Consider the following 22,004-nt stretch of genomic DNA (forward strand, 5'->3'; position numbering starts at 1 on the left):
CGCACTGTGATGTAGCGGCATCCACATGCCTTTATCGCTCCCACTACCCGCCCACCCCAGCGATGGGCTGGGTGGGCGGCCGGCGCTGGCGGGCCGATCTGGCTAGCCCTGGAGCACCGTGAGCCCCCGGGGAGACCCATGAGCCTGCTGGAGCCCACCAACTTGCTGTTGCTGGCCTGCGCCCTGATCTACGCCCTGATCGGCGAGCCGGTGGACGGCGCCATCCTGCTGGTGTTCGTGGTGGCGATCGCGCTGCTCGATGCCGTGCAGCAGCGGCGCAGCAGCCGGGCCCTGGCGGAACTGGCGCGGCTCTCGGCGCCCCGGGCCCACGTGCGCCGCGATGGCCAGGAGCTGGAGCTGCCCGCCGAGCAGCTGCGCCTCGGCGACCTGCTGCGCCTGGAGGAGGGCGACCGGGTGGCGGCCGATGCGGCGATCACGGAGGCCGTGGGGCTGTGGCTGGATGAGTCGCTGCTCACGGGCGAATCGCTGCCGGTGGCCCGGACCCAGCCCGGCGAGCGGATCCTGGCGGGGTCGCTCGTGGCCAGCGGCCGCGGCTGGGCCGAGGTGGTGGCCGTGGCGGAGGGCACCGAGCTGGGTCGGCTTGGCCGCAGTCTGGCCACGGTGCAGCCGCCCTCCACCCGCCTCCAGCGCCAGACCCGCCGGCTCACCGGCCGGCTCACCCTTTTGGCCCTGGGGCTGTGCGCGGCCCTGGCCGTGGTGCAGGGGGCCGTGAGCGGCGACTGGCCCCGGGCCCTGCTGGCCGCCCTGGCCCTGGCCCTGGCGGTGCTGCCCAACGAGATCCCCGTGGTGCTGGCCCTGTTCCTGGCCCTGGGGGCGCTGCGGCTGGCGCGGATCGGCGTGCTGGCCCGCTGGCCCGCGGCGGTGGAGAGTCTGGGCAGCGCCACGGTGCTGGCGGTCGACAAGACCGGCACCCTCACCGAGAACCGCATGGCGGTGCAGCAGCTGCTCACCTGGCCCGGGCAGTTGGGCTGGCGCGCGGGCAGCCTCCTGGAGGAACCGTTTCACCGGCTGCTGGAGCTGGGCGTGCTGGCTAGCCGTGGCGATCCGGTGGATGCGATGGAGCTGGCCATCCAGCGGCTCGCGACGGCCCAGCTGGGGGGCACGGAGCACCTCCATCCCGACTGGCCCCTGGAGCGGGACTATCCCCTGCAGAGCGACCTGCTGGTGTTCTCCCAGCTGTGGCGCGATGGCGCGGGGGCCTGGCAGCTGGCCGCCAAGGGGGCGCCGGAGGCGATCGCCGACCTCTGCCACCTGGAGCCTGGGCCGGCCGCCGCGCTGCTGGCCGCCGCTGACGGCCTGGCCTGCCAGGGGCTGCGGGTGCTGGCGGTGGCCTGCGGCCTGGATGGGGCGCCGCTGCATCCGGAGCTGCAGCCCGAGCGGGCGGCGAGTGCCCCCGGCCAGCCCCCCGAGCAGGTGCACGACTTCCTGTTTGAGCCGCTCGGGTTCATCGCCCTGGCCGATCCGCTGCGCCCGGACGTGCCGGCGGCGATCGCCACGGCCCAGGCGGCCGGGGTGCGCGTGGTGATGATCACCGGCGATGGCCCGGCCACGGCGCGGGCCATCGCCGATCAGGCCGGCCTGCCCGCGGGCGCCGTGCTCAGCGGAGCGGAGCTCGAATCGCTCGAGCCCGGGGCCCTGGCCGCCGCCGCCGCTACGGCGCCGGTGTTTGCGCGGGTGATGCCCCAGCAGAAGCTGCAGCTGGTGCGGGCCCTGCAGGCGGCGGGGGAGGTGGTGGCCATGACCGGCGATGGCGTCAACGACGCCCCCGCCCTCAAGGCCGCCGACATCGGCGTGGCCATGGGCAAGCGCGGCACGGCCGTGGCCCGTGAATCCGCCGATCTGGTACTGCTCCACGACACCTTCAGCGATCTGGTGCAGGCCCTGGCCCTGGGGCGGCGGGTGGATGCCAACCTGCACCGCGCCCTGGCCTACACCCTGGCCGTGCACCTGCCGATCGCGGTGCTCGGGCTGGTGCCTCTGCTGCTGCCGGGCCAGGCCCTGATCCTGCTGCCGGTGCACATCGCCCTGCTGCACCTGGTGATCGATCCGGCCTGCACGGTGGTCTTCGAGGCCCTGCCGGGTGGTGCCGCCTTGCTGCGCCAGCCGCCGCGGCGGCCTGATGCGCCCCTGTTCGGGCCCGCCACCTGGCACCGCGCCCTGGTCCAGGGCGGGCTGGTGACCCTGGCTGCCCTGGCGCTGCTGTTCTGGCCCGCCGCTACCGGCCTGGGGGGCGTGCTGGCCAGCGGGCTGCGCGACGGGGCAGACGCCGTGGCGGTTCAGCGAAGCCTGGTGTTCGGGCTGTTGCTGGTGGCGGGCGGGGGCTTGGTATGGCTCAACGGCGATCCCCGCAGCCCGATCACGACCATGGGTGCCGGGCTGGGCCTGGGCCTGTGGCTGCTGGTACTGGTCGTTCCGGGGCTGCAGCGGCTGTTGGGCCTGACGCCCCTGGCCGGCCCCCAGATCCTGGCGGTCCTGATCAGCGCGGCTCTGGCGCTGCTGCTGGCGGGGTTGCTGCAGCGTCGGCTGCGTCCTGGCGGGGCTGCCAGTTCTGCTTGACCAGCTGCCGGGCGCGGCCCAGGGCCAGGGCGCCGGCGGGCACATCCTTGGTAAGTGTGGAGCCGGCGGCCACCGTCACGTTGGCGCCGAGTGCGATCGGCGCCACCAGCACGCTGTTGGCCCCGGTCTTGCTGCCGGAGCCGATCACGGTGCGGTGCTTGGCCACGCCGTCGTAGTTGGCGGTGATCGTGCCGGCCCCCACGTTCACCCGCTCGCCGAGTTCGGCATCGCCGATGTAGCTGAGGTGATTCACCTTGGAGCCGGCGCCGATGCGGCTCTTCTTGATCTCCACGAAGTTGCCCACACGGCAGTCCGCTGCCAGATCGGCTCCTGGGCGGAGCTGGGCGAAGGGGCCGATGGCGCAGTCGTCCGCCACGCGGGCCTCGCGCACCACCGAATAGAGCACCTCCACATTGCGGCCGAGGTGGGCGTTCTCCAGCAGGGAGCCGGGGCCGATGTGGCAGCCATCGCCGATCTGGTTGGCGCCGCGGAAGTGGCAGCCCGGCTCCACCAGCACATCCCTCCCGAACACGGTGCGGTCGCTGAGGGTGCAGCTGGCCGGATCCACGAAGGTCACGCCCTCGCGCATCCAGTGCTGGCGCAGCCGCTGCTGCAGCACCGCCTCGCACTGGGCCAGCTGCAGGCGGTCGTTGATGCCGTTGATCTCATCCGGGTCCGCCACCTCCAGGTGCATGGCCGGCCGCAGCAGCGCCACGGTGTCGGTGAGGTAGAGCTCGCCCTGGTCGTTGTCGGCGCGCAGCTGGGGCAGCACGGCGGCCAGCTTGGGCCAGTTGAAGATGTAGATGCCGGCGTTGGTGAGGGTGTTGTCGCGCTGGGCGTCGGTGCAGTCGCGGTGCTCGATGATCCCGGACACGTTGCCGGCCCCATCGGCGAACACCCGGCCGTAGCCCGTGGGGTCGACCAGGCGTGCGCTCAGCAGGGTCACGGCGGCGCCACTGGCGCGGTGCCGCTCCACCAGTTCGGCGATGGTCTGGGGGCGCAGCAGCGGCACATCGCCGTTGAGCACCAGCAGGTCGCCCTGGAAGCCGGCCAGGGGCTCGAGCAGCTGCTGCACGGCGTGGCCGGTGCCCCGCTGTGGCTGCTGCAGCACGAATTCCAGGCCGCTGTGGGCCGCCAGGGAGTGCTCCACGCGCTCGGCCTGGTGGCCCACGATCAGCAGGCGCCGCTCCGGTTCCAGCGCTTCGCAGCTCGAAAGCACCCGCTCCACCAGGGTGGCGCCGGCGATCGGCTGCAGCACCTTGGGCAGCTCGCTCTTCATGCGGGTGCCCTTTCCGGCGGCCAGGACGGCAACGGCGAGCATCGGCAGCAGCGGGCGGTTGGGCGGGAATCTACCGGGGCTGGCCCGCTGGGCCGAAGCCGCTGGACCGGCACCGTGGAGTCCGGCGGGCGGCCGGGTCAGCTCAGGGAGCCAGGCCCCAGCGGCGGCGCCAGGCGCTGGTGCTGCCGGCCGTGCTGGTGCCCTGGGCCCGCTGCCGCTCCGCCAGGATCTCGGCGGCTGGGGCCCTGCCGCTGGGGTCCCGGTAGGGCTCGGCGGCGCGGGTCTGCAGGTGTTCCAGCTCCAGGGGGCCCAGGGCCCGCAGGATCCTGGCTGGCGGGAGCCCCCGGCCGTCCAGCACCGGCAGGGCCTGGGGGCTGGCGGCGGTGCCGTGGCTCCAGAGCTGCCCCGCCCCGGGAGGCTGGCCCTGGGCGTCGGCAGCGTCCTCACCGGCCGCCGCGATGCTGGCCAGCTGCAGCCCAGCCAGCTGCAGGCTCCGGCGCACGGCGGCGGCGGCGCAGTAGGTCAGTAGCCGGCCGTCAGGCCGCAACAGGGCCGCCAGAGCCGCCAGGAACTCCATGCTCCAGAGCTGGGGGCAGTGGCCCGGTGAGAAGGCGTCGTGCAGCACCAGATCGCACTGGCCCCGCGCCTCGGCCAGCACCGCCGCCAGCTGCTGACGGGCATCGCCCAGCCACCAGCGGCCGCGGCTGCCGCCTGGCACCGCCCCCGCGGCGGGGCGGTGCCAGGCGCCCTGATCCCGCAGCTGCTCCAGCAGTGCCACGGTGCCCGGCCGCCACAGGCCCCGAAAGCCCGGATCCGCCAGGGCCAGCTGCAGCGGCCGGGGATCGAGCTCCAGTCCCCACCAGCGCACCGCCAGCCCCCGATCGGCGGCGGCTTCCAGCAGGGCGGCGCTGTTGTAGCCAAGGCCCACGCACACATCCACCACCTGCAGGCTGCTGCCCGGGGCAAAGCGCTCCAGTTGGGCGGGGGCCACGAACTTGGCATGGGCCTCCGCCAGGGCACCGCGGCCGCAGTGGAAGGCCTCGCCAAAGTCCTCGCTCCAGAGGCTCAGGCTGCCGTCGCCGGTGCGGCGGGCCTCCAGCCGGCCGCCGGGCGCGCCAACTTCGGCGGCGGCGGCGGCGCGGGCCCCCTCAGGCCCGCAGTCGCTCGAGGTCATCCCAGAAGGTCGGGTAGGACACGGCCGCCGCCTCGGGGCGATGCAGCCTGGTGGTGCCGCTGGCGATCTGGGCCGCCACCGCCAGGCTCATGGCCACCCGGTGGTCGGTCTCGCTGTCCACCTCGGCGCCGTGCAGCGTCGTCTCCCCCTGGATGGTGAGGCCGTCGGCGTGCTCCTCGATGCGGGCGCCCATGGCGCCCAGCTGGCGGGCCATCACCGCCAGCCGGTCGGTCTCCTTCACCCGCAGCTCGGCGGCCCCCGTGACGCGGCTGACGCCCTCGGCGCAGCAGGCGGCCACCGCCAGCACCGGGATCTCATCCACCAGCCGGGGGATCAGCTCCTCGCCGATCGTGAAGGCCTGCAGCGGGCCGTGGCTCACCTGCAGGTCGCCCACGGGCTCGCCGGCCACGTCGCGGGCATTGAGCACGGTGATGCGGGCGCCCATCTGCTCCAGCACCTCGAGAATGCCGGTGCGGCTGGGGTTGAGGCCCACGTTCTGCACCGTCAGCTCGGCGCCGGGGGTGATGGCGCCGGCCACGAGCCAGAAGGCGGCCGAGCTGATGTCGCCGGGCACGATCACATGCTGGCCCCGCAGGGCGGCGCCGGGGGTGACGGTGACTTGCGTGTTGCCTGCCCCCCCCACCACCAGGTCGGCCCCGAAGGCCCGCAGCATCCGCTCGCTGTGGTCGCGGCTCTGGACCGGCTCGATCACGGTGGTGGGGCCGTCAGCGGTCAGGCCCGCCAGCAGGATCGCGCTCTTGACCTGGGCCGAGGCCACGGGCGTGCGGACCGTGGCGCCCTGCAGCCCCCGACCCTGGATGGCCAGTGGGGCCAGGTTGCCGCCGTCGCGCCCGGCGATCGTGGCGCCCATTTCCGCCAGCGGCCCGCCGACGCGCCGCATCGGCCGGCGCCGCAGCGAGGCGTCGCCGTTGAGGACGAAGTGGCGACTGGCGCGGCCCGCCAGCAGGCCCAGCATCAGCCGCATCGTGGTGCCGGAGTTGCCGCAGTCGAGCACGTCTTCCGGCTCCCGGAAGCCATCGAGGCCCACGCCCTGCACGGTCACCGGCTGGCCCGCCTCGATCGGCGAGACGGCCACCCCCATCGCCCGCAGGCAGGCGGCGGTGCTGAGCGGATCCTCGGCCGGCAGCAGCCCTTCGATGCGGGTGGCGCCCTCGGCGATGGCGCCGAACAGCAGCGCGCGGTGCGAAATGGATTTATCGCCCGGCACCGTGACCGTGCCCCGCAGGCTGCCGCCTCCCGTCAGGGTCAGCGGGCTGGGGTCAGCGGCGGGATGGGCCAAGGCGGGAGGGGATCCGGTGGGGGGATCCTATGGAGCGCCCCGGAGGGGGCCGGTCGGACGTTGCTGGCCCCGCCAGAGCCGTTCAGGCCAGAGGCAGGAAGCGCAACGGGCCCCGGGGCTCCATCCCCAGGCTCCAGAGACCGCCCGCCAGGGCTCGCAGCTCCTCCACCAGGGCGGTGGTGTCGCCCGTGGCGATCCAGCGGGCCTTGAGGGCCGGCAGCTGCTCCTGCAGCGCGTCGATCGGCACGGTGAGCACCAGCAGGCTCTGGTCGCCCGCCGCCTGGCGTAGGGGCGCGGCTGCGCTGCGCTGCCACACCCGCAGCAGCAGCTCCAGGGCCTGGGCCCGGGCCACCTCGCCGGGATCGCCAGCGGGCGGCAACGGCTCCCGCAACGAGAGGCCCTGCAGGGGCATGGCCCTTTGGCCCCCCTGCTCCAGCAGGGCCAGGATGATCAGATAGGGGGCGTCGGCCATGGCGCAGCGCAGCGGAGGCCAGGGTCGGCGGAACCCCAGGGTCCCAATCCTGCGGCATGGGTCGCCCGATCCTTTGGCGCCAGGTCACCAGGGCGCCCAGTTCTCCTTCCCCCGGTGGCGCCGCTCCGCCGGCGCCGCTACCACGAGGACGCCCTGCCGCCATTCCATGGCCAACCAGCTTGAGGCCGTCTTCGTGTTCCTGGGCCTGATCCAGGGCGATGCCGACCTGCGCGCCCGCCTCAATGAGGTCTGCACCGCAGACGAAGTGGAGGCGATCGCCGCCGAGCGGGGCTACGCCGTGCCGGCGGCCACCCTGCTGGAACTGTTCCAGCGCTGCAACGAGGCACCGATCGCCCGCAGCGGCCTGATGGATGAGAAGCTGATTCGCGTCTGGCTGCGGCGCCAGAGCCTGGTCGCTGGCTGACGGCCCGGCTCAGCCCGCAGCAGGCTCGCCGGGTCCGGGTTCAGCCGAGCATCAGGCCGCCCCCATTGCTGAGGGTTTCCCGCCAGCTGCGCAGGTCGTAGAGCAGTTCCTCCAGGCTGAGGGCGGCCAGTTCCCGCTCCAGGGCCCGCCGCAGCCGCCGCTCCAGGGCCAGCAGCACCTGGGCTTCGGGATCAGCCGGAGCCGTGTCACCGTCTGGGCCGCTAGCTGATGTCGCGGCCATGGCCTGGGGAGCCCGTCCCCCCAGGTCGGGCATCGCCCCCACCGCCGCCAGTAGCTCCGCCACCGGGATCTCCCGCGCCGGCCGGCGCAGCCGGTAGCCCCCGAGGCGCCCCCGCCGGGCCTCCACCAGCTGGGCCCGCCGCAGTTGCAGCAGCAGCTGTTCGAGCATCGGGGCCGGTAGGTCCTGGGCGCTGGCGATGGCGGCCACCGAGCGCCACTGGCGCGGATCCCCCGCCGCCAGCTCCAGGGCGGCCCGCAGCGCCTGCACCCCGCTCTGGCGCAGCATCTCAGCGTCTGGTCCGATCGCCCGCCAGCCGCTCGAGCACGTGCTCCAGCGTGTAGCCGAACAGGGCCGGATCGGGTGCGGCATCGCCGAGGTCCGCCAGGCCCAGCTCGGCCCAGCGGGCATCGAGGCGCGCCTCCAGCTCGGCGGGCCGTTCCAGGGCCTCCCCCCAGTCGTGGCGCTTCTCGGGGCCGATCTTGGTGGTGGCATCGATGGCCAGCCGGCCGCCCAGCCCCAGGCGCTCGCTGGCGAAATCCAGGGTGTCGAAGGGCGTGTTCTCCAGCACGAACAGATCCCGCTGGGGATCCACCAGGGCGCTGATCGCCCAGATCACCTGGCGCGGGTCGCGGATGTTGATGCTCTTGTCGACCACCACCACGAACTTGGTGTAGGTGAACTGGGGCAGGGCACTCCAGAAGGCCATCGCCGCTCGCTTGGCCTGGCCCGGGTAGGCCTTGTCGATGGCGATCACGGCCAGCTTGTAGCTGAGGCCCTCCATCGGCAGGAAGAAATCGACGATCTCCGGGATCTGCTGGCGCAGGATGGGTGTGTAGATCCGGTTGAGCGCAATCGCCAGCATCGCGTCCTCCTTGGGCGGCCGGCCGCTGAAGGTGGTGAAGTAGATCGGGTCGCGCCGCTGGGTGACGGCCTGGATGCGCAAGAGCGGAGAATCTTCCACACCGCCGTAGAAGCCCATGTGGTCACCGAAGGGGCCATCGGCCAGCTCCTCGCCGGGCGTGATCGTGCCTTCGAGCACCACCTCGCTGTGGCTGGGCACCTCCAGGTTCACCGTCTTGCACTTGGCCAGGCGAACCCCTTCACCGGCATAGAGGCCGGCGAACAGCCACTCGCTCAGCTGCACCGGGATCGGCGTGGCCGCCGCCATCACCAGCAGCGGGTGCACCCCGATGGCGATGGCGACCTCCAGCTTCTTGCCCATCGCCGCCGCCTTGCGCAGGTGGCGGGCGCCGCCGCGCACGCTCAGCCAGTGCACGGTCATCGTGTTGATCGACTGCTGCTGCAGCCGGTACACGCCCACGTTGGGGGTGCCAGTTTCGGGGTCTTTGGTGATCACCAGGCCCAGGGTGATGATCCGGCCGCCATCCCCCGGCCAGGGCCGCAGCAGCGGCAGGGCATCGAGGTTCACGGCCTCGCCCCTGAACACCTGCTGGTGGCAGGGGGGGGTGAGATCCAGATCCGGCCGGGCCTTCAGCACATCCCAGAGCACCCCGCCGAAGCGGGCGGCCTCCTTGAGGCCCTTGGGCGGCCGCGGCTGCTGCAGCAGCGCCAGCCGTTCACCGAGGGACTCCAGCTCCTCGGGCCGCTCCATGCCCATGCTCCACAGCACCCGCTCCTGGGTGCCGAGCAGGTTCACCGCCACCGGCATCGAACTGCCGATCACGTTCTCGAACAGCAGGGCCGGGCCCCCCAGGCTCAGCACCCGATCGGCGATCGCCGCCAGCTCCAGATCGGGATCCACCGGGGCGGTGATGCGCCGCAGCCGGCCCCGCTGCTCCAGCAGCTCCAGAAAGCCGCGCAGATCCCGGCGGCTGCGCTGGCTGATCAGGGGCGCTGCCATGGGCTGGCTGGGGTGGGGAAAGGGATCTGGCCACTGTGACGCAGGCGGGTGGGTGCCCGCGGGTGCGCGGCATCGCTTGCGGTTCAGCCCGGAAGCGGGCGGTCCAGCCTGCAGCCCGCCCCAGGCTCGGCTGCCTACGGTGGCCAACTCTTCCCCTGGCGGCGGCCGTGCAGATCTCCTATTTCCACACCTCCGAAGCCGTGCCGGCGGTGCGTCCCATGGCCGAGGGCGGCCCGGATGCCGCCGTGGCGATCGATGTGCTGCGGGCCACCACCACCATCGCCTGGTCGCTGCGCAATGGCGCCGAGGCGATCCAGGCCTTCGCCGACCTGGCGGAGCTGGAGGCGGCGGCCGCCGCCTGGCCGGCCGAGCGGCGCCTGCGGGCCGGCGAGCGGGGCGGCAAGCGCGTCGACGGCTATGAGCTGGGCAATTCGCCCCTGGCCGTGACACCGGAGCTGGTGGGGGGCAAGCGCATCTTCATGAGCACCACCAACGGCACCCGTTCCCTGGCGGCGGTGCGTGCCGTGCCGCTGCTCCTCACCGCCTGCCTGCCCAACCGCACGGCCGTGGCCCAGCGGCTGATCGCCGCCGGCGCCCAGCGGGTGTGGATCGTGGGCAGCGGCTGGGAGGGCGACTACTCCCTGGAGGACAGCCTGGCGGCCGGCGCGGTGATCTCGGCCGCCACCGAGCTGGCGGTGGCCCCCCATGTGGGTGTGACCACCGGCAACGACGAGGCCCTGGCGGCCCTGGCTCTGTGGCAGCAGTGGCGCCATGAGCCCGAGACCTGCCTGCGGGCCGCCAGCCATGGCCAGCGCCTGATCGGCCTGGGAGACCACGATGCCGACTTCGCCTGCTGCGCCGCCGTGGACAGCCTGCCGGTGGTGCCGACCCAGACCAGCCCGGGCGTGCTCCAGCTGGTCTGAGGGCCGCCGGCGCCTCAGGCTGGCCGTGGGCCCCGTGGCTGGCCGCGGCGGCTCCCCTACAGTGCCGCCGACAGCGAGACTCCAGCGGTGACAAGCTTTCTGGCGGCAGCCCTGCAGCTCACGAGCACGCCGGATCCCGAGGCCAACTTCGCCGCCGCCGAGGAGCAGATCGAGCTGGCAGCGCGCCGCGGCGCCGAACTGGTGGGCCTGCCCGAGAACTTCGCCTTCATGGGCGACGATGGGCGCCGGCTCGAGCTGGCCCCGGCCCTCGCGGAGCGCTGTAGCCGCTTTCTCGTCACCATGGCGCGCCGCTACCAGGTGACCCTGCTGGGCGGTGGCTTCCCGGTGCCCGCCGGCGAGCGGCTCACCCTCAACCGGTCCGAGCTGGTGGGCAAGGACGGGCAGCTGCTGGCCCGCTACGACAAGATCCACCTGTTCGATGTGGACCTGCCTGACGGCAACACCTACCGGGAGTCGGCCACGGTGCAGCCGGGCAATGAGCTGCCCCCCGTGGTGGAGGTGCCGGGCCTGTGCCGCGTAGGCCTGTCCATCTGCTACGACGTGCGCTTTCCTGAGCTGTACCGCCACCTGGCCGGCGCCGGCGCCGACCTGCTGATGATCCCCGCCGCCTTCACCGCCTTCACCGGCAAGGACCACTGGCAGGTGCTGCTGCAGGCCCGGGCGATCGAGAACACGGCCTACGTGGTGGCCCCGGCCCAGACCGGCAACCACGGCGGCCGCCGCCAGACCCATGGCCACGCCCTGGTGATCGACCCCTGGGGCACGGTGCTGGCCGATGCGGGGGTGGCTCCGGGGCTGGCGGTGGCGCCGATCGATCCGGTGCACCGCGAGCGGGTGCGGGCCCAGATGCCCAGCCTCCAGCACCGCCGTCCCGCCCTGTTCTGAAGACGGTGAGCGTGCGCGGCCGATCTCTGCTGGCGGCGGGTCTTCCCCTAGTGGCGGGCCTGGCCACGCTCTTCTCGGCCCTGCCGGCCTGGGCGGGCAGCGCGCTGGGCGCCTGGCGGATCAGTCGCGAGGGGCAGCTGGAGCTGCGCACCTCCCCCGACATCCAGATCCAGGCCTTCTACGAGTCGGGCCGCGGCCGCTCCGGGCCGCGCATCTGGGTGGACCTGCCCGGCGCGCCGATCCGCACCCGCACGATTCCGGGGGCCGGCCTGGTGCGCCAGGTGCGGATCGGCAAGCCAACCCCCTACGAGACCCGGCTGGTGCTGGAGTTCCAGCCCGGCACGCCGATCAACCCGGCGGACCTGCGCCTGGTGGGCACCGCCCGGGACCGCTGGCGCATGGATCTCAAGGCCCTGGGGGCCGGCTTGGTGCCCCTGGGGGAAGGGGATGTGGAGGCCCCGAGCGCGCCCACCTGGCGCCAGGGTCCGCCGGCCACCGCCTTCGTGCCCCGCGGCTCGGTCAACGCCGGCAGCCTGCCCCAGGTGCCCCGGGGCCGCTTCAAGGTGGTGCTCGATCCGGGCCATGGCGGCCCCGATCCCGGGGCCGTGGGCATCGGCGGCCTGCGCGAGACCGATGTGGTGCTGGATGTGGGCCTGCAGGTGGCCCAGCTGCTCCAGGCCCGCGGCGTGCAGGTGCTGCTGACCCGCACCTCCGAGGTGGATGTGGACCTGCCGCCACGGGTGGCCCTGGCCAACAACAGCGGCGCCGATGTGTTCCTGAGCATCCACGCCAATGCCCTGAGCATGGCCCGCCCGGATGTGAACGGCATCGAGACCTTCTTTTTCCAGAGTTCCCTGTCCCGCGCCCTGGCCCAGGCCGTGCAGGAGCAGATGGTGGCCATCTCACCGGGCTCCCCCGATCGCGGCGTGCGGCCGGGCCGCTTCTTCGTGATCCGCCGCACCGTGATGCCCTCGGCCCTGGTGGAGATGGGCTTCGTGACCGGTCAGATCGACGCTCCGCGCCTGGCCGATGCCGGCTTCCGCCGCCGCCTGGCCGTGGCGATCGCCACCGGGTTGCTCAACCACCTCGGCGGCCGATGAGCCGCCCGCGACCGACTGACTCTGGGGATCCCGGGAGCCAGCGTTCTGGAAGCCAGCGGGCGGCTGCCCCGATCGGCATCTTCGATTCCGGGGTTGGCGGGCTGAGCGTCTGGCGGGAGCTGGTGGCCCAGCTGCCCGCCGAATCCACGGTCTACGTGGCGGACCGGGCCCACGTTCCCTACGGCAACCGCAGCAGCGCCGAGATCCGCCGCTTCAGCGAGGCCATCGCCGACTTCCTGGTGGCCGAGGGCTGCAAGGCGATCGTCGTGGCCTGCAACACGGCCTCGGCCGTGGCCCTGCACGGCCTGCGCGAGCGCTTTCCCGGCGTGCCGATCCTGGGCCTGGAACCGGCGGTGAAGCCGGCGGTGTCGCTGACCCGCTCGGGCGTGGTGGGGGTGATGGCCACACCGGCCACCTTCCAGGGGCGCCTCTACCGGGCCACCGTGGGCCGCCATGCCGCCGATGTGCGGGTGGTGGAGCAGGTGTGCATCGGCCTGGCGGACCTGGTGGAGCGGGGCGAGCTGGAGGGGCCCGGCTGCGAGGCGCTGCTGCAGGGCTTCGTGGGGCCGATGCTCGCCGCCGGCGCCGACACGATCGTGCTGGGCTGCACCCACTACCCTTTCGTGATCGAGGCCATCCGCCGCCTGGCGGGTCCCGCGCTGGAGGTGGTGGATCCGGCGCCTGCTGTGGCGCGCCACCTGGGGCAGGTGCTGCGCCACTTTGCATTGGAGGCCCCGGCCGGGGTCGGCTTCCCGCGACACCGGTTCTTCACCAGCGCCGAGCCCGCCTGCTTCGATCGCGCCGCCGGTCGGCTGCTGGGCCTCCACGCCAGCAGCGAGGGCCTGCTATGGCGCGATTCGGAGCGCCAGGCCCTGATCCGGGAGGCCCAGCACTCCCGGCCAGCAGCGGGCGCCTTCTAGGATCGGCCCACCGCAGGGGGTCATGGCAACGGTCGCAGAGCTGCTTCAGCCCGTCGAGGCCGACCTGGAGGCCCTGCTCAGCGACCTGCGCAGCCTGATCGGCGCAGGTCACCCGATCCTGCAGGCCGCCGCCGAGCACCTGTTCAGCGCCGGCGGCAAGCGCCTGCGGCCCGGCATCGTGCTGCTGATCTCCCGGGCACTGGCGCCCGATGGCGAGCTGAGTGCTCGCCACCGGCGCCTGGCGGAGATCACCGAGATGATCCACACCGCCTCGCTCGTCCACGACGACGTGGTGGACGGGGCCTCCACCCGCCGCGGCGTGGACACGGTCCACAGCCGCTTCAACCACCGGGTGGCGGTGCTGGCCGGTGATTTCCTGTTCGCCCAGGCCAGCTGGCACCTGGCCAACCTCGACGACCTCGAGGTGGTGAAGCTGCTCAGCCGCGTGATCATGGATCTGGCCGATGGCGAGGTGCGCCAGGGCTTGTTCCGCTACGACACCGGCCAGAGCTTCGAGACCTACCTCGAGAAGAGCTACTGCAAGACGGCCTCGCTGATCGCCAACAGCGCCCGCGCCGCCGGCGTGCTCAGCGGCCTGGCTGAGTCCCAGCTCGATGCGCTTTACCGCTTTGGTCGCCAGCTGGGCCTGGCCTTCCAGGTGGTGGACGACATCCTCGACTTCACCGGCAGCGATCAGCAGCTGGGCAAGCCCGCCGCCAGCGACCTGGCCAGCGGCTACCTCACGGCTCCCGCCCTCTATGCCCTGCAGGAGCGACCGGCCCTGGCGGGCCTGATCGAGCGCGAGTTCAGCCAGGAGGGCGATCTCGAGCAGGCCCTGGAGCTGGTGCGGGGCAGTGAGGCCATCCCCCGCTCGCGGGTGCTGGCGGAGGGCTTCGCCAACGAGGCCCGCGAGGCCCTCACCTGGCTGCCCGCCTCCGAGTGCCGCAGTGCCCTGCTGGCCCTGCCGGAGTTCGTGCTGAGCCGGCTCTACTGAGCCGCTGTTCACAGCACCAGCTCCCGCAGCGAGTCCAGCCAGCGCACCCCCTCGGGATAGGCCGCCGGATCGCCGCCCTCCGGCAGCAGCACATGCACGCGGCAGCCGGCCGTGTCGGCCGCCTTGGCGCCGGCGGGCGAGTCCTCGAAGGCCCAGCAGCTGCCGGGCGCCTGGCCCAGCCGCGCCGCCGCCAGCAGGAACACATCCGGCGCCGGCTTGCCCTCCCGCAGCTCCGGATCGTCGCCATGGACGCGGACCCTGATCAGCTCCAGCCAGGGGTGGGGCGCGGCCTTGAGGGCCACGGCGGCTCGGGCACTGCTGGTGGCCAGGGCCATCGGGATCGCCAGCTCGGCGCAGCGCCGCACCAGCTCAGGCGCCCCTGCCATCGGCTGGGCGTGCACCAGCAGGGCCTCGGCGATCGGCTGGCGCACCGCTAGCAGGGCCTCGAGACTCGGCGGATCGCTCCTGACCGCGCCTTCTGCCTGCTCGGATGCCCCCGCGATCCAGCCGCGCACCTGCTCGGCGCAGTCGAGGCGGCGGCGGCCCCGCAGCTGCATCAGCTCCGCCGCATTGAGCTGGCGGCCGAAGTGGGCGGCGGCTTCTCGCCAGGCCCGGGCGTGCAGCGGCTCGGTGTCGAGCAGCAGGCCATCGAGGTCGAACAGGCAGGCGGCGGGTCGGGCCATCGAGCCATCCTGGGTCAACGCGGGCCTGGGTCAGCGCGGTGCACGGCACGGCAGCGCGAGTCTCTGCCCACGTCATGAACGCGATGCCGTTGGATTGGGCCGACCCGGTCGGCGGCCCTGGCAGCGGCGCGGCGACCCCGGCCCGTTACAGCGGAGTGTCCCGGGCCCGTTTCTCGCTTGAATGGCAGCTCGCCGACCACCGCGTCCCCGTCGCCATGAGTGATGCCACCATCGAATCGGTGCTCCAGGAGCAGCGGGTGTTCCAGCCCCCGGCGGCGCTGGCGGCCTCGGCTCGCATCGGCTCCCTGGAGGCCTACCGCGCCCTGGTGGCCCAGGCCGAGGCTGATCCCGACGGCTTCTGGGGCGAGCAGGCCCGCCAGCAGCTGCACTGGTTCGAGCCGTTCCACACGGTGCTCGATTGGAGCAACCCGCCCTTCGCCAGGTGGTTCGAGGGTGGCCGCACCAACCTCTCCTTCAATTGCCTGGATCGGCACCTCGGCGGGCCCCGGGCTGACAAGACGGCCCTGATCTGGGAGGGCGAACCCGGCGATGTGCGCCGCTTCACCTATCGGGAGCTGCACGCCGAGGTGGCCAGGGCCGCCAACGCCCTCAAGGCCCTGGGAATCGGCAAGGGTGACCTGGTGGCCCTCTACATGCCGATGGTCCCCGAGGCCGCCATCGCCATGCTGGCCTGCGCCCGCATCGGCGCCGTGCATTCGGTGGTGTTCGGTGGCTTCTCCGCCGATGCCCTGCGTGATCGCCTGATCGACGGCGAGGCCAAGGCGGTGATCACCGCCGATGGCGGCTTCCGCAAGGACAAGGCCGTCGCGCTGAAGCCCGCGGTGGATGAGGCCCTGGCGGAGCAGGGCGGGGCCCCCAGCGTGGAGCACGTGCTGGTGGTGCGCCGCACCGCCCAGCCGGTGGCCTTCGAGCCTGGGCGCGACCACTGGTGGCACGAGCTCGTCGATGGCCAGAGCGCTGACTGCCCGGCCGAGCCGATGGCCAGCGAAGACCGGCTGTTCGTGCTCTACACCTCCGGTTCCACCGGCAAGCCAAAGGGGGTGGTGCACACCACCGCCGGCTACAACCTCTGGGCCCACCTCACCTTCCAGTGGATCTTCGACATCCGCGAGGACGACATCCACTGGTGCACCGCCGATGTGGGCTGGATCACCGGCCACAGCTACATCGTCTACGGCCCGCTCTCCAACGGGGCCACCACGGTGATGTACGAGGGGGCGCCGCGCCCCTCCAAGCCTGGGGCCTTCTGGGAGGTGATCCAGAAGCACGGCGTCACGATCTTCTACACCGCCCCCACGGCGATCCGCGCCTTCATGAAGAGCGGCCGTGAGGTGCCCGATCAGTACGACATGGGCAGTCTGCGGATCCTCGGCACCGTGGGTGAGCCGATCAATCCGGAAGCCTGGATCTGGTACCAGCAGGTGATCGGCCACGGCCGCTGTCCTGTCGTCGATACCTGGTGGCAGACCGAGACCGGCGGCGTGATGATCAGCCCCCTGCCCGGAGCCACCCCCACCAAGCCCGGCTCCTGCACCCTGCCCCTGCCTGGCATCGTGGCCGACGTCGTGGACCACAACGGCGTGTCCCAGGCGGCGGACCAGGGGGGGTACCTGGCGATCCGGCGCCCCTGGCCGGGGATGATGCGCACCGTTCACGGCGATCCCGATCGCTTCCGCCGCAGCTACTGGGAGGAGATCCGCCCCGCCGACGGCAGCTACCTCTACTTCGCCGGCGATGGGGCCCGCCGCGACGGCGACGGCTACTTCTGGGTGATGGGTCGGGTCGATGACGTGATCAACGTGAGTGGCCACCGGCTGGGCACGATGGAGATTGAGAGTGCCCTGGTGAGTCATCCGGCCGTGGCCGAGGCCGCTGTGGTGGGCCGCCCCGATGAACTCAAGGGCGAGAGCGTGGTGGCCTTCGTGACCCTCGAGGTCGGCCGCAGCGGCGATGACGCCCTGGTGGCGGAGCTGCGGGCCCACGTGGGCAAGGAGATCGGTCCGATTGCCAAGCCCGATCAGATCCGCTTCACCGATTCGCTGCCCAAGACCCGCAGCGGCAAAATCATGCGTCGGATCCTGCGTTCCCTGGCCTCCGGCCAGGAGGTGAGCGGCGACACCTCCACCCTGGAGGACCGCTCGGTGCTGGACGCCCTGCGGGTCTGACGGTGGCGGCGCGACCAGGCTGCGGGGGCGGGGGTCAGTCCCCGCCGGCGTGCCAGCGCTGGATCCCCTCGGCCAGGGCGTCGATCTCCCGCTGGCGCTGCGGATCGTCGGCCCAGCTTCCCAGCAGGTTCTGGCGCAGGCCGGCGCTGGCCGGGGTGAGGTGATCTCCCGACCGCTCCACCAGCCGTGAGCGGTCGCCGCTGCGGGCCTGCAGCACCGTCAGCAGCCGCTGGCTCTGGTCCAGACCGTCGGACTTGAAGCGCACCAGCAGGTTGCGGGGCTGGCGGTAGTGGGCCCCGGCCAGGCGCAGGGTCTCCTCTGGCGAGGGGCTGAACTCGCTGCTGATGCCCAGCCGGGGCCCCAGCTCCGCCAGCAGCGGCACCGAGCGCTCGGCGGAGAAGTTGTTGAAGCTCAGGGCCGCCAGGCCGCTGCAGGCCCTGCCGTTGTCCGGGGCCAGCAGGTGCAGCTTGCAGCCCAGGCTGTGGCCCAGCCGCAGGATTCCGCCAGCCAGCTCCAGGGGCTGGCGCTCACGGGCCTGACGGAAGGCGCGCCAGGCCTCGTTGGCCTGGGCCTGGTGGTCGAAGCCCGGCACGTAGCTCCAGGCCCGCACCATCAGGCCCTGCCGGGCCAGGGCCTCCAGCAGGCGCCGGTAGCTCAGCTGGGGCGTGGCGGCCAGGTAGCTGCCGCCGATGAACTCCACCAGGGCGCTGGGCCGAGGGGGCGTCAGCACCCAGAGGCTGCCCTGCTGCCGCCAGTTGCCCGCCAGGGGGCTGGCGCTCATGCGCTCTGCAGGGCCTCCAGGGCCCGACGGGCCTCGGCCACGTGGGCCGGCGCGTTGAGCAGGTCGTTGAAGACGTGGCGGATCACCCCCTCGCCATCGATCACGTAGGTGACCCGCCCGGGCAGCACCAGCAGGCTGTTGGGCACCCCGAAGGCCTGGCGCAGGCGGTTGCCCTGGTCGGCCAGCAGGGGGTAGGGCAGGCTGTGGCGCTCGGCGAAGCGCCGGTGGCTCGCGGCATCGTCGCCGCTGACGCCCCACACCTCGGCGCCGAGCTCGGTGAGGACGCCGTGACTGTCGCGGAAGGTGCAGGCCTCGATGGTGCAGCCGGGGGTGTCGTCCTTCGGGTAGAAGAACAGCACCAGTGGCCGGCCGGCCAGCTGATCGCTGCGCCGCTCGATGCCGTCCTGGTCGCCCAGGGCGATCAGGGGAGCGCGATCACCGACGCCAAGGGCCTTCGCCACGGGGTGCTTAAGCAGTAGATCCAGCCTAGGCAGCGGCTTGCCTGGCCTGGGATCATGGCGCGATCCAGGGAAGGGCCATGGCCAGCGCGGGGGACCAGCAGCCGGAGCGGCAGACGCGCCCCGCCGCGGCCGAGTGCGACCCGATCCAGCCCGGCCCTGCGGTGTGGGAGCAGACCGACCTGCTCTCCCTGGTCGCGACCCTGGAGCAGGCCGTCCCTCCGGAGCAGCCAGCTCCTGCCGCTGGCCTGCCCGACCCCCGCGCCCCAGGGGAAGCCGCCGCTGGCCCACCCCAGGAGCCAACAACACCATCGGATCAGCCGGCCAGCACCGAATCCGATCTGCTCCAGAGCGCGCAACCGCAGGCGGCGGCTTCCCCGGCTCCGGAGCCAGCACCGGCTCCCCAGGCCCCAGCCCCAGTCGCGCTGCCGGCGCCGCCTGCCGCGGAGCCCGTCCAGCTCCCCTCCTTCGTGGCTGGTGGCGGCCAGCCCCGCTGCCCCCAGCGCCTGCTGATCCTCGACACCGAGACCACCGGCCTGGATCCCGAGCACCACAGCTGCATCGAGCTCGGCGCCGTGCTGTTCGACGTGCCCCACCGGGCCGTGCTGAGCCAGGTGTCGTTTCTGATCCCTTGCCAGAGCAACCCCGCCGAAGCGGTGAATGGCATCCCGGCCGCCGTGAGCCGCTTGCCCCAGCCCTGGCGCTCCGGCCTGGTCTGCTTCGAGGCGATGCTGGAGGCCGCCGACGTGGTGCTGGCCCACAACGCGGCCTTTGATCGCCAGTGGTTCGGCCGGGGCGAGCTGCCCGCCATCCGCAAGCCCTGGCTCTGCAGCATGGAGGACCTGCGCTGGCCGGCCGAGCGCAACCTGCGGGCCACCCCCTCGGTGCGGGATCTGGCCCTGGCCTATGGCGTGCCGGTCTGGGCGGCCCACCGCGCCCTCACCGACTGCATCTACCTGGCCCAGGTGTTCGAGCGCTGCGCCGACCTGGAGGCCCTGCTGCAGGCGGGCCTGGAGCCCCGCCAGCTCTATCGGGCCCGCCTCTCCTATGAGGAGCGCCACAAGGCCCGCGAAGCGGGATTCCGCTGGAACGAGCCTGTCAGTGGCGCCTGGAGCCGCCGGCTCTCGGAGCGGGAGGCGGCCCTGCTGCCCTTCCCGGTGGTGCCCGTGCCGAGCGATGGCGCAGGGCTGCGTCGCTCCGCCTGAGGCAGCCCTGTCGCCGGAGGGGCTCCATCGGCTGAGGAACTCCGCCAGTTGAACAGCCCGTCTCACCGGCTCCGATTCTCTTTCGCTTTCCGAAGCTGATCGGCGGCTTTGGCCCGCTCCGCTCTCGCCTGGCCAAGCTGGACGCATCACGCCGTGGCGATGGTGAGGCAGCCCCCCTCCCACTGGTTTCACCGGGGTGCCCGCCTGCGGGAGCAGGTGCGGCGCTGGCAGGACATCCGCACCTGGGCCCGGTTGATCCGTGAGGCCGAGGCCCTCTGGCATGTCGATGTGCGCGACTTGCGGCGCCTCGGCGCCATGGAGCTGGGCCAGCTGCTGGAGGAGGTCCCGCCAGAGCTGCGGCCCCGCGTCAACCGCTGGCTCGCCTGCTATGGCGTGAGCACCCGCCTGACCTGAATCCCGCTGCAATCAGCGGCCCAGACAATCACGTCTGACGACTGCGTGCGGCCATCAGCTCTGATGGCACCTAGTCGGCGCATCCAATCAGCGCGACAGGCCAGTTCCACTCAAGCAAAACAGCGACTGAGCGATACCGCTTACATAGAGCTAGCCACACAACAACCGCTCACAACAACCGTTTACAACAACCAATCACAGAAATCCGCCCACAAAAAAACCGCCTGGGGAGGGCGGTTGGATTCAGCCATCAGTTGGATGACCTTGGGAATGGACCGGTGATTGTAATCGGAGCGACAGGATTTGAACCTGCGACCCCCACTACCCCAAAGTGGCTCTCATCCTGCAAGAACCTGTGCCCTGGCTTGGCTTCGTCGAGTGTTCTTCTTGATGGTGGACCGGATGGTGGACCGATCTGGTCTGTGGTCCTCACTGCTTGACGGTCGCAGAAGGCTTATCCCAGGCGGGCGTGTTGAGTTGTCGGGAGGCTTTTCTCCAGGCCGTAGCTGTTGGTGGAGCTTGAGCCTTGATTGGTGCAGGGCGACTCAGGCCTCCACGAAGGGCTGGATTTGAGCCAGCTGTGGTGCGATCGCCCGGCGCTGCAGCTCCAAGTCATGGGCTGCCTGAGCTCGCAGCCAGTACCCCTCGCTCAACCCGAAGAACTTGCTGAGGCGCAGGTCGGTGTCTGCCGTGACCCCCCGCTTGCCCTTCACGATCTCCCAGAGGCGGGTCTGGGGCACGCCGATCTCCTTGGCCACCCGGTAGACGGTCAGGCCCATGGGATCGAGGAACTCTTCGCGGAGCAGCTCGCCGGGGGTGATGGGGGGAAGCAGGTCCATGGCGCCCTCCTGGGCTGGCGGGTCAGTGGTAATCGACGATCTCGACGCCTTCTGGGCCGGCCTCACTCCAGGTGAAGCAGATCCGCCATTGCCCGTTGATGCGGATGCTGTGCTGGCCCCGGCGGTCGCCCTGGAGGGGCTCCAGGCGGTTCCCAGGGGGAACGCGCAGATCGTCCAAGGTGGCCGCGATGGTGAGCTGCAGGAGCTTGCGGCGGGCCACCTTCTCGAAGGCAATGAACCGCCGGACGCGCACACCGCTGGCTAGGGCCTGGGTGTCCGCACAGCGGAACGACCGGATCATGTCCCGATACTAACGACCTCCGTAAGCACTCGTCAGCCTCGCCTCCTCTGCCTTCCCCGGCTGATGAGGCGACCCTGCCATAGCTGAAATGCAGGGAGGGGGTGGCCAGGGCGGCGGTCTCCGCGAAGGTGTCGCCGTGCCGGCGGAGGTAGCCCTTGGCCTGGGCCGCCGCGGCGGTGACGGCATCGAGGGGGATGGAGACATCGAGCCGGCCGCGCTCGGGGAGAGCCTCGTCGGTGAGGTCGCTGGCGGCACCCAGGCCCAGGCGGGAGGAGCGGCCCAGCAGGGTGCGGAGCGCCTTGTCGTAGCGATCGATCCGGTCCGGGCGGAAGGCGGGCACCAGCTGCTGGAACTCGCGCAGCAGGGCGAGGTCACGCTCCGCGGGGTCGCGGTAGGGGGCGCGGAGGTGGATGCGGGCCCGGCGCACCAGGCGGTTGAAGCTGGCATCCATCACCCCGTGCAGGCGGGTGATGGCGTCGTCCTCGAGGGAGCGGAGGCGCTGGTTGTAGCGCTCCAGGAGGTTCACGGGGTCCGGGCGGCTCGGCGCTCTGCACGACGCTGCTCGGCCTTGGCGGCCCGCTCGGCCATCACCCGGGCGCGGTTCTCCCGGAACTTGCGGATGGTCTCGGGGTCGCTGACTGCAACGGTGGCGGGCAGGTCCCTGTAGTCAGGATCCAAGTCCGAAAGGATGAGGCCCTTGCGGACCCAGCCAGAGTGGGATGGTCACAGGTTGCACAATATCAAATTAACTTATACATGTCACATAGTTATAGGCGGCTATCTAGTTTTCCTTTGCGTGAGAGCAAAGCGCCGGTGCTGTCTGTATTTTCGCATCTGGCAACCAGGGATGTCCGCGATATAGGCAATTGCGGTGACTTTCAGGAAAGTTGCCACTCTTGGGCTGCTCTTCAAGCAGCCTGAGCCAATGGTACCGCCAGTGCCGACTGCGGCTCTTCTGGTGGCCTG

22 protein-coding genes and 1 tRNA gene are annotated in these 22,004 nt (G+C 72.0%); 10 read left to right on the forward strand and 13 right to left on the reverse strand.

The genetic code is table 11. The annotated features are described in order from the left end of the window. Positions 1-138 precede the first annotated feature (138 nt). The gene (locus CJZ98_RS08900) at positions 139-2,577 is read left to right on the forward strand and encodes a cation-translocating P-type ATPase (protein ID WP_094590501.1); all 2,439 of its coding nucleotides are present in this window, start codon (positions 139-141) and stop codon (positions 2,575-2,577) included. Here the strand turns inward: CJZ98_RS08900 and glmU are convergent. From glmU to CJZ98_RS08920, 4 genes are all read right to left on the reverse strand, one after another. Next, positions 2,498-3,898, reverse strand: coding sequence for a bifunctional UDP-N-acetylglucosamine diphosphorylase/glucosamine-1-phosphate N-acetyltransferase GlmU (glmU, locus tag CJZ98_RS08905; protein ID WP_094590503.1), 1,401 nt, complete (start codon positions 3,896-3,898; stop codon positions 2,498-2,500). The genes CJZ98_RS08900 and glmU overlap by 80 nt on opposite strands. Positions 3,899-3,998: 100 nt before the next feature. Continuing rightward, a complete protein-coding gene (locus CJZ98_RS08910; protein WP_094590506.1) occupies positions 3,999-5,030 on the reverse strand; it encodes an MnmC family methyltransferase in 1,032 nt (343 codons plus the stop codon). Then, positions 5,005-6,330 carry a 3-phosphoshikimate 1-carboxyvinyltransferase gene (gene aroA / locus CJZ98_RS08915; protein ID WP_094590508.1) on the reverse strand — a complete coding sequence of 442 codons (1,326 nt, stop codon included), beginning with the start codon at positions 6,328-6,330 and terminating at the stop codon, positions 5,005-5,007. Before aroA ends, CJZ98_RS08910 begins: the two co-directional genes overlap by 26 nt. An 82-nt stretch (positions 6,331-6,412) precedes the next feature. Further along, a complete protein-coding gene (locus CJZ98_RS08920) occupies positions 6,413-6,802 on the reverse strand; it encodes a hypothetical protein (protein WP_094590510.1) in 390 nt (129 codons plus the stop codon). Positions 6,803-6,968: 166 nt separating this feature from the next. Between CJZ98_RS08920 and CJZ98_RS08925 the strand changes: the two genes are divergently transcribed. Next, on the forward strand, positions 6,969-7,226 hold the full coding sequence (locus tag CJZ98_RS08925; RefSeq protein WP_094590512.1) for a Nif11-like leader peptide family natural product precursor: 258 nt from the start codon (positions 6,969-6,971) through the stop codon (positions 7,224-7,226). 40 nt (positions 7,227-7,266) lie between these two features. Here CJZ98_RS08925 and CJZ98_RS08930 read toward each other — a convergent pair whose 3' ends face one another. Both CJZ98_RS08930 and CJZ98_RS08935 read right to left on the reverse strand, forming a co-directional pair. Next, positions 7,267-7,752 carry an Rrf2 family transcriptional regulator gene (locus CJZ98_RS08930; RefSeq protein ID WP_094590514.1) on the reverse strand — a complete coding sequence of 162 codons (486 nt, stop codon included), beginning with the start codon at positions 7,750-7,752 and terminating at the stop codon, positions 7,267-7,269. 1 nt (position 7,753) lies between these two features. Then, positions 7,754-9,328, reverse strand: coding sequence for a UbiD family decarboxylase (locus CJZ98_RS08935; protein WP_094590516.1), 1,575 nt, complete (start codon positions 9,326-9,328; stop codon positions 7,754-7,756). Positions 9,329-9,495: 167 nt separating this feature from the next. Between CJZ98_RS08935 and CJZ98_RS08940 the strand changes: the two genes are divergently transcribed. The 5 genes from CJZ98_RS08940 (at position 9,496) to sds (ending at position 14,171) form a co-directional block, all read left to right on the forward strand. Beyond that, a complete protein-coding gene (locus CJZ98_RS08940) occupies positions 9,496-10,251 on the forward strand; it encodes a 2-phosphosulfolactate phosphatase family protein (protein WP_094590518.1) in 756 nt (251 codons plus the stop codon). Between the two features lie 87 nt (positions 10,252-10,338). Beyond that, positions 10,339-11,157, forward strand: coding sequence for a carbon-nitrogen hydrolase family protein (locus CJZ98_RS08945; RefSeq protein ID WP_094590520.1), 819 nt, complete (start codon positions 10,339-10,341; stop codon positions 11,155-11,157). Positions 11,158-11,162: 5 nt separating this feature from the next. Then, a complete protein-coding gene (locus CJZ98_RS08950) occupies positions 11,163-12,257 on the forward strand; it encodes an N-acetylmuramoyl-L-alanine amidase (RefSeq protein WP_390902059.1) in 1,095 nt (364 codons plus the stop codon). Continuing rightward, on the forward strand, positions 12,254-13,177 hold the full coding sequence (murI, locus tag CJZ98_RS08955) for a glutamate racemase (protein WP_094590522.1): 924 nt from the start codon (positions 12,254-12,256) through the stop codon (positions 13,175-13,177). Before CJZ98_RS08950 ends, murI begins: the two co-directional genes overlap by 4 nt. Positions 13,178-13,199: 22 nt before the next feature. Next, positions 13,200-14,171 (forward strand): solanesyl diphosphate synthase, encoded by a 972-nt coding sequence (gene sds / locus CJZ98_RS08960; protein WP_094590523.1) that lies wholly within the window; start codon positions 13,200-13,202, stop codon positions 14,169-14,171. Positions 14,172-14,179: 8 nt separating this feature from the next. Here the strand turns inward: sds and CJZ98_RS08965 are convergent, their stop codons facing one another. Beyond that, a complete protein-coding gene (locus tag CJZ98_RS08965; RefSeq protein WP_094590525.1) occupies positions 14,180-14,854 on the reverse strand; it encodes an HAD family hydrolase in 675 nt (224 codons plus the stop codon). A 215-nt stretch (positions 14,855-15,069) separates the two neighbouring features. On the opposite strand from CJZ98_RS08965, the gene acs reads away from it, so the two are divergent. Next, positions 15,070-17,040 carry an acetate--CoA ligase gene (gene acs, locus CJZ98_RS08970; protein WP_094590527.1) on the forward strand — a complete coding sequence of 657 codons (1,971 nt, stop codon included), beginning with the start codon at positions 15,070-15,072 and terminating at the stop codon, positions 17,038-17,040. 34 nt (positions 17,041-17,074) lie between these two features. Here acs and CJZ98_RS08975 read toward each other — a convergent pair whose 3' ends face one another. Together CJZ98_RS08975 and CJZ98_RS18790 are read right to left on the reverse strand one after the other, a co-directional pair. Then, positions 17,075-17,821, reverse strand: coding sequence for a DUF1350 family protein (locus CJZ98_RS08975; protein WP_094590529.1), 747 nt, complete (start codon positions 17,819-17,821; stop codon positions 17,075-17,077). Further along, positions 17,818-18,282: a peroxiredoxin gene (locus CJZ98_RS18790; protein ID WP_198537631.1), complete on the reverse strand. Its 465-nt coding sequence runs from the start codon at positions 18,280-18,282 to the stop codon at positions 17,818-17,820. The genes CJZ98_RS08975 and CJZ98_RS18790 overlap by 4 nt, the downstream gene beginning before the upstream one ends. A gap of 77 nt (positions 18,283-18,359) precedes the next feature. Here CJZ98_RS18790 and CJZ98_RS08985 point away from each other — a divergent pair, with 77 nt between their 5' ends. Together CJZ98_RS08985 and CJZ98_RS08990 are read left to right on the forward strand one after the other, a co-directional pair. Continuing rightward, positions 18,360-19,484: a 3'-5' exonuclease gene (locus CJZ98_RS08985; RefSeq protein WP_094590531.1), complete on the forward strand. Its 1,125-nt coding sequence runs from the start codon at positions 18,360-18,362 to the stop codon at positions 19,482-19,484. Between the two features lie 159 nt (positions 19,485-19,643). Continuing rightward, entirely contained in the window at positions 19,644-19,898 is a 255-nt protein-coding gene (locus CJZ98_RS08990) for a hypothetical protein (protein WP_094590533.1), read from the forward strand. 289 nt (positions 19,899-20,187) lie between these two features. On the opposite strand, the gene CJZ98_RS18265 is transcribed toward CJZ98_RS08990, so the two are convergent. From CJZ98_RS18265 to CJZ98_RS18270, 4 genes are all read right to left on the reverse strand, one after another. After that, positions 20,188-20,271: transfer RNA gene (locus tag CJZ98_RS18265), tRNA-Leu, on the reverse strand. A 172-nt stretch (positions 20,272-20,443) separates the two neighbouring features. After that, complete coding sequence (locus CJZ98_RS08995) at positions 20,444-20,737, reverse strand: HigA family addiction module antitoxin (protein WP_094590535.1); 294 nt, start codon at positions 20,735-20,737, stop codon at positions 20,444-20,446. A gap of 22 nt (positions 20,738-20,759) precedes the next feature. Further along, complete coding sequence (locus CJZ98_RS09000) at positions 20,760-21,038, reverse strand: type II toxin-antitoxin system RelE/ParE family toxin (RefSeq protein ID WP_094590537.1); 279 nt, start codon at positions 21,036-21,038, stop codon at positions 20,760-20,762. A 522-nt stretch (positions 21,039-21,560) separates the two neighbouring features. Beyond that, positions 21,561-21,716: a hypothetical protein gene (locus CJZ98_RS18270; protein WP_157910935.1), complete on the reverse strand. Its 156-nt coding sequence runs from the start codon at positions 21,714-21,716 to the stop codon at positions 21,561-21,563. Between the last annotated feature and the right edge of the window lie 288 nt (positions 21,717-22,004).

This window comes from Vulcanococcus limneticus LL (genome assembly GCF_002252705.1).
In the GTDB taxonomy this organism is placed as follows: Bacteria; Cyanobacteriota; Cyanobacteriia; order PCC-6307; family Cyanobiaceae; genus Vulcanococcus; species Vulcanococcus limneticus.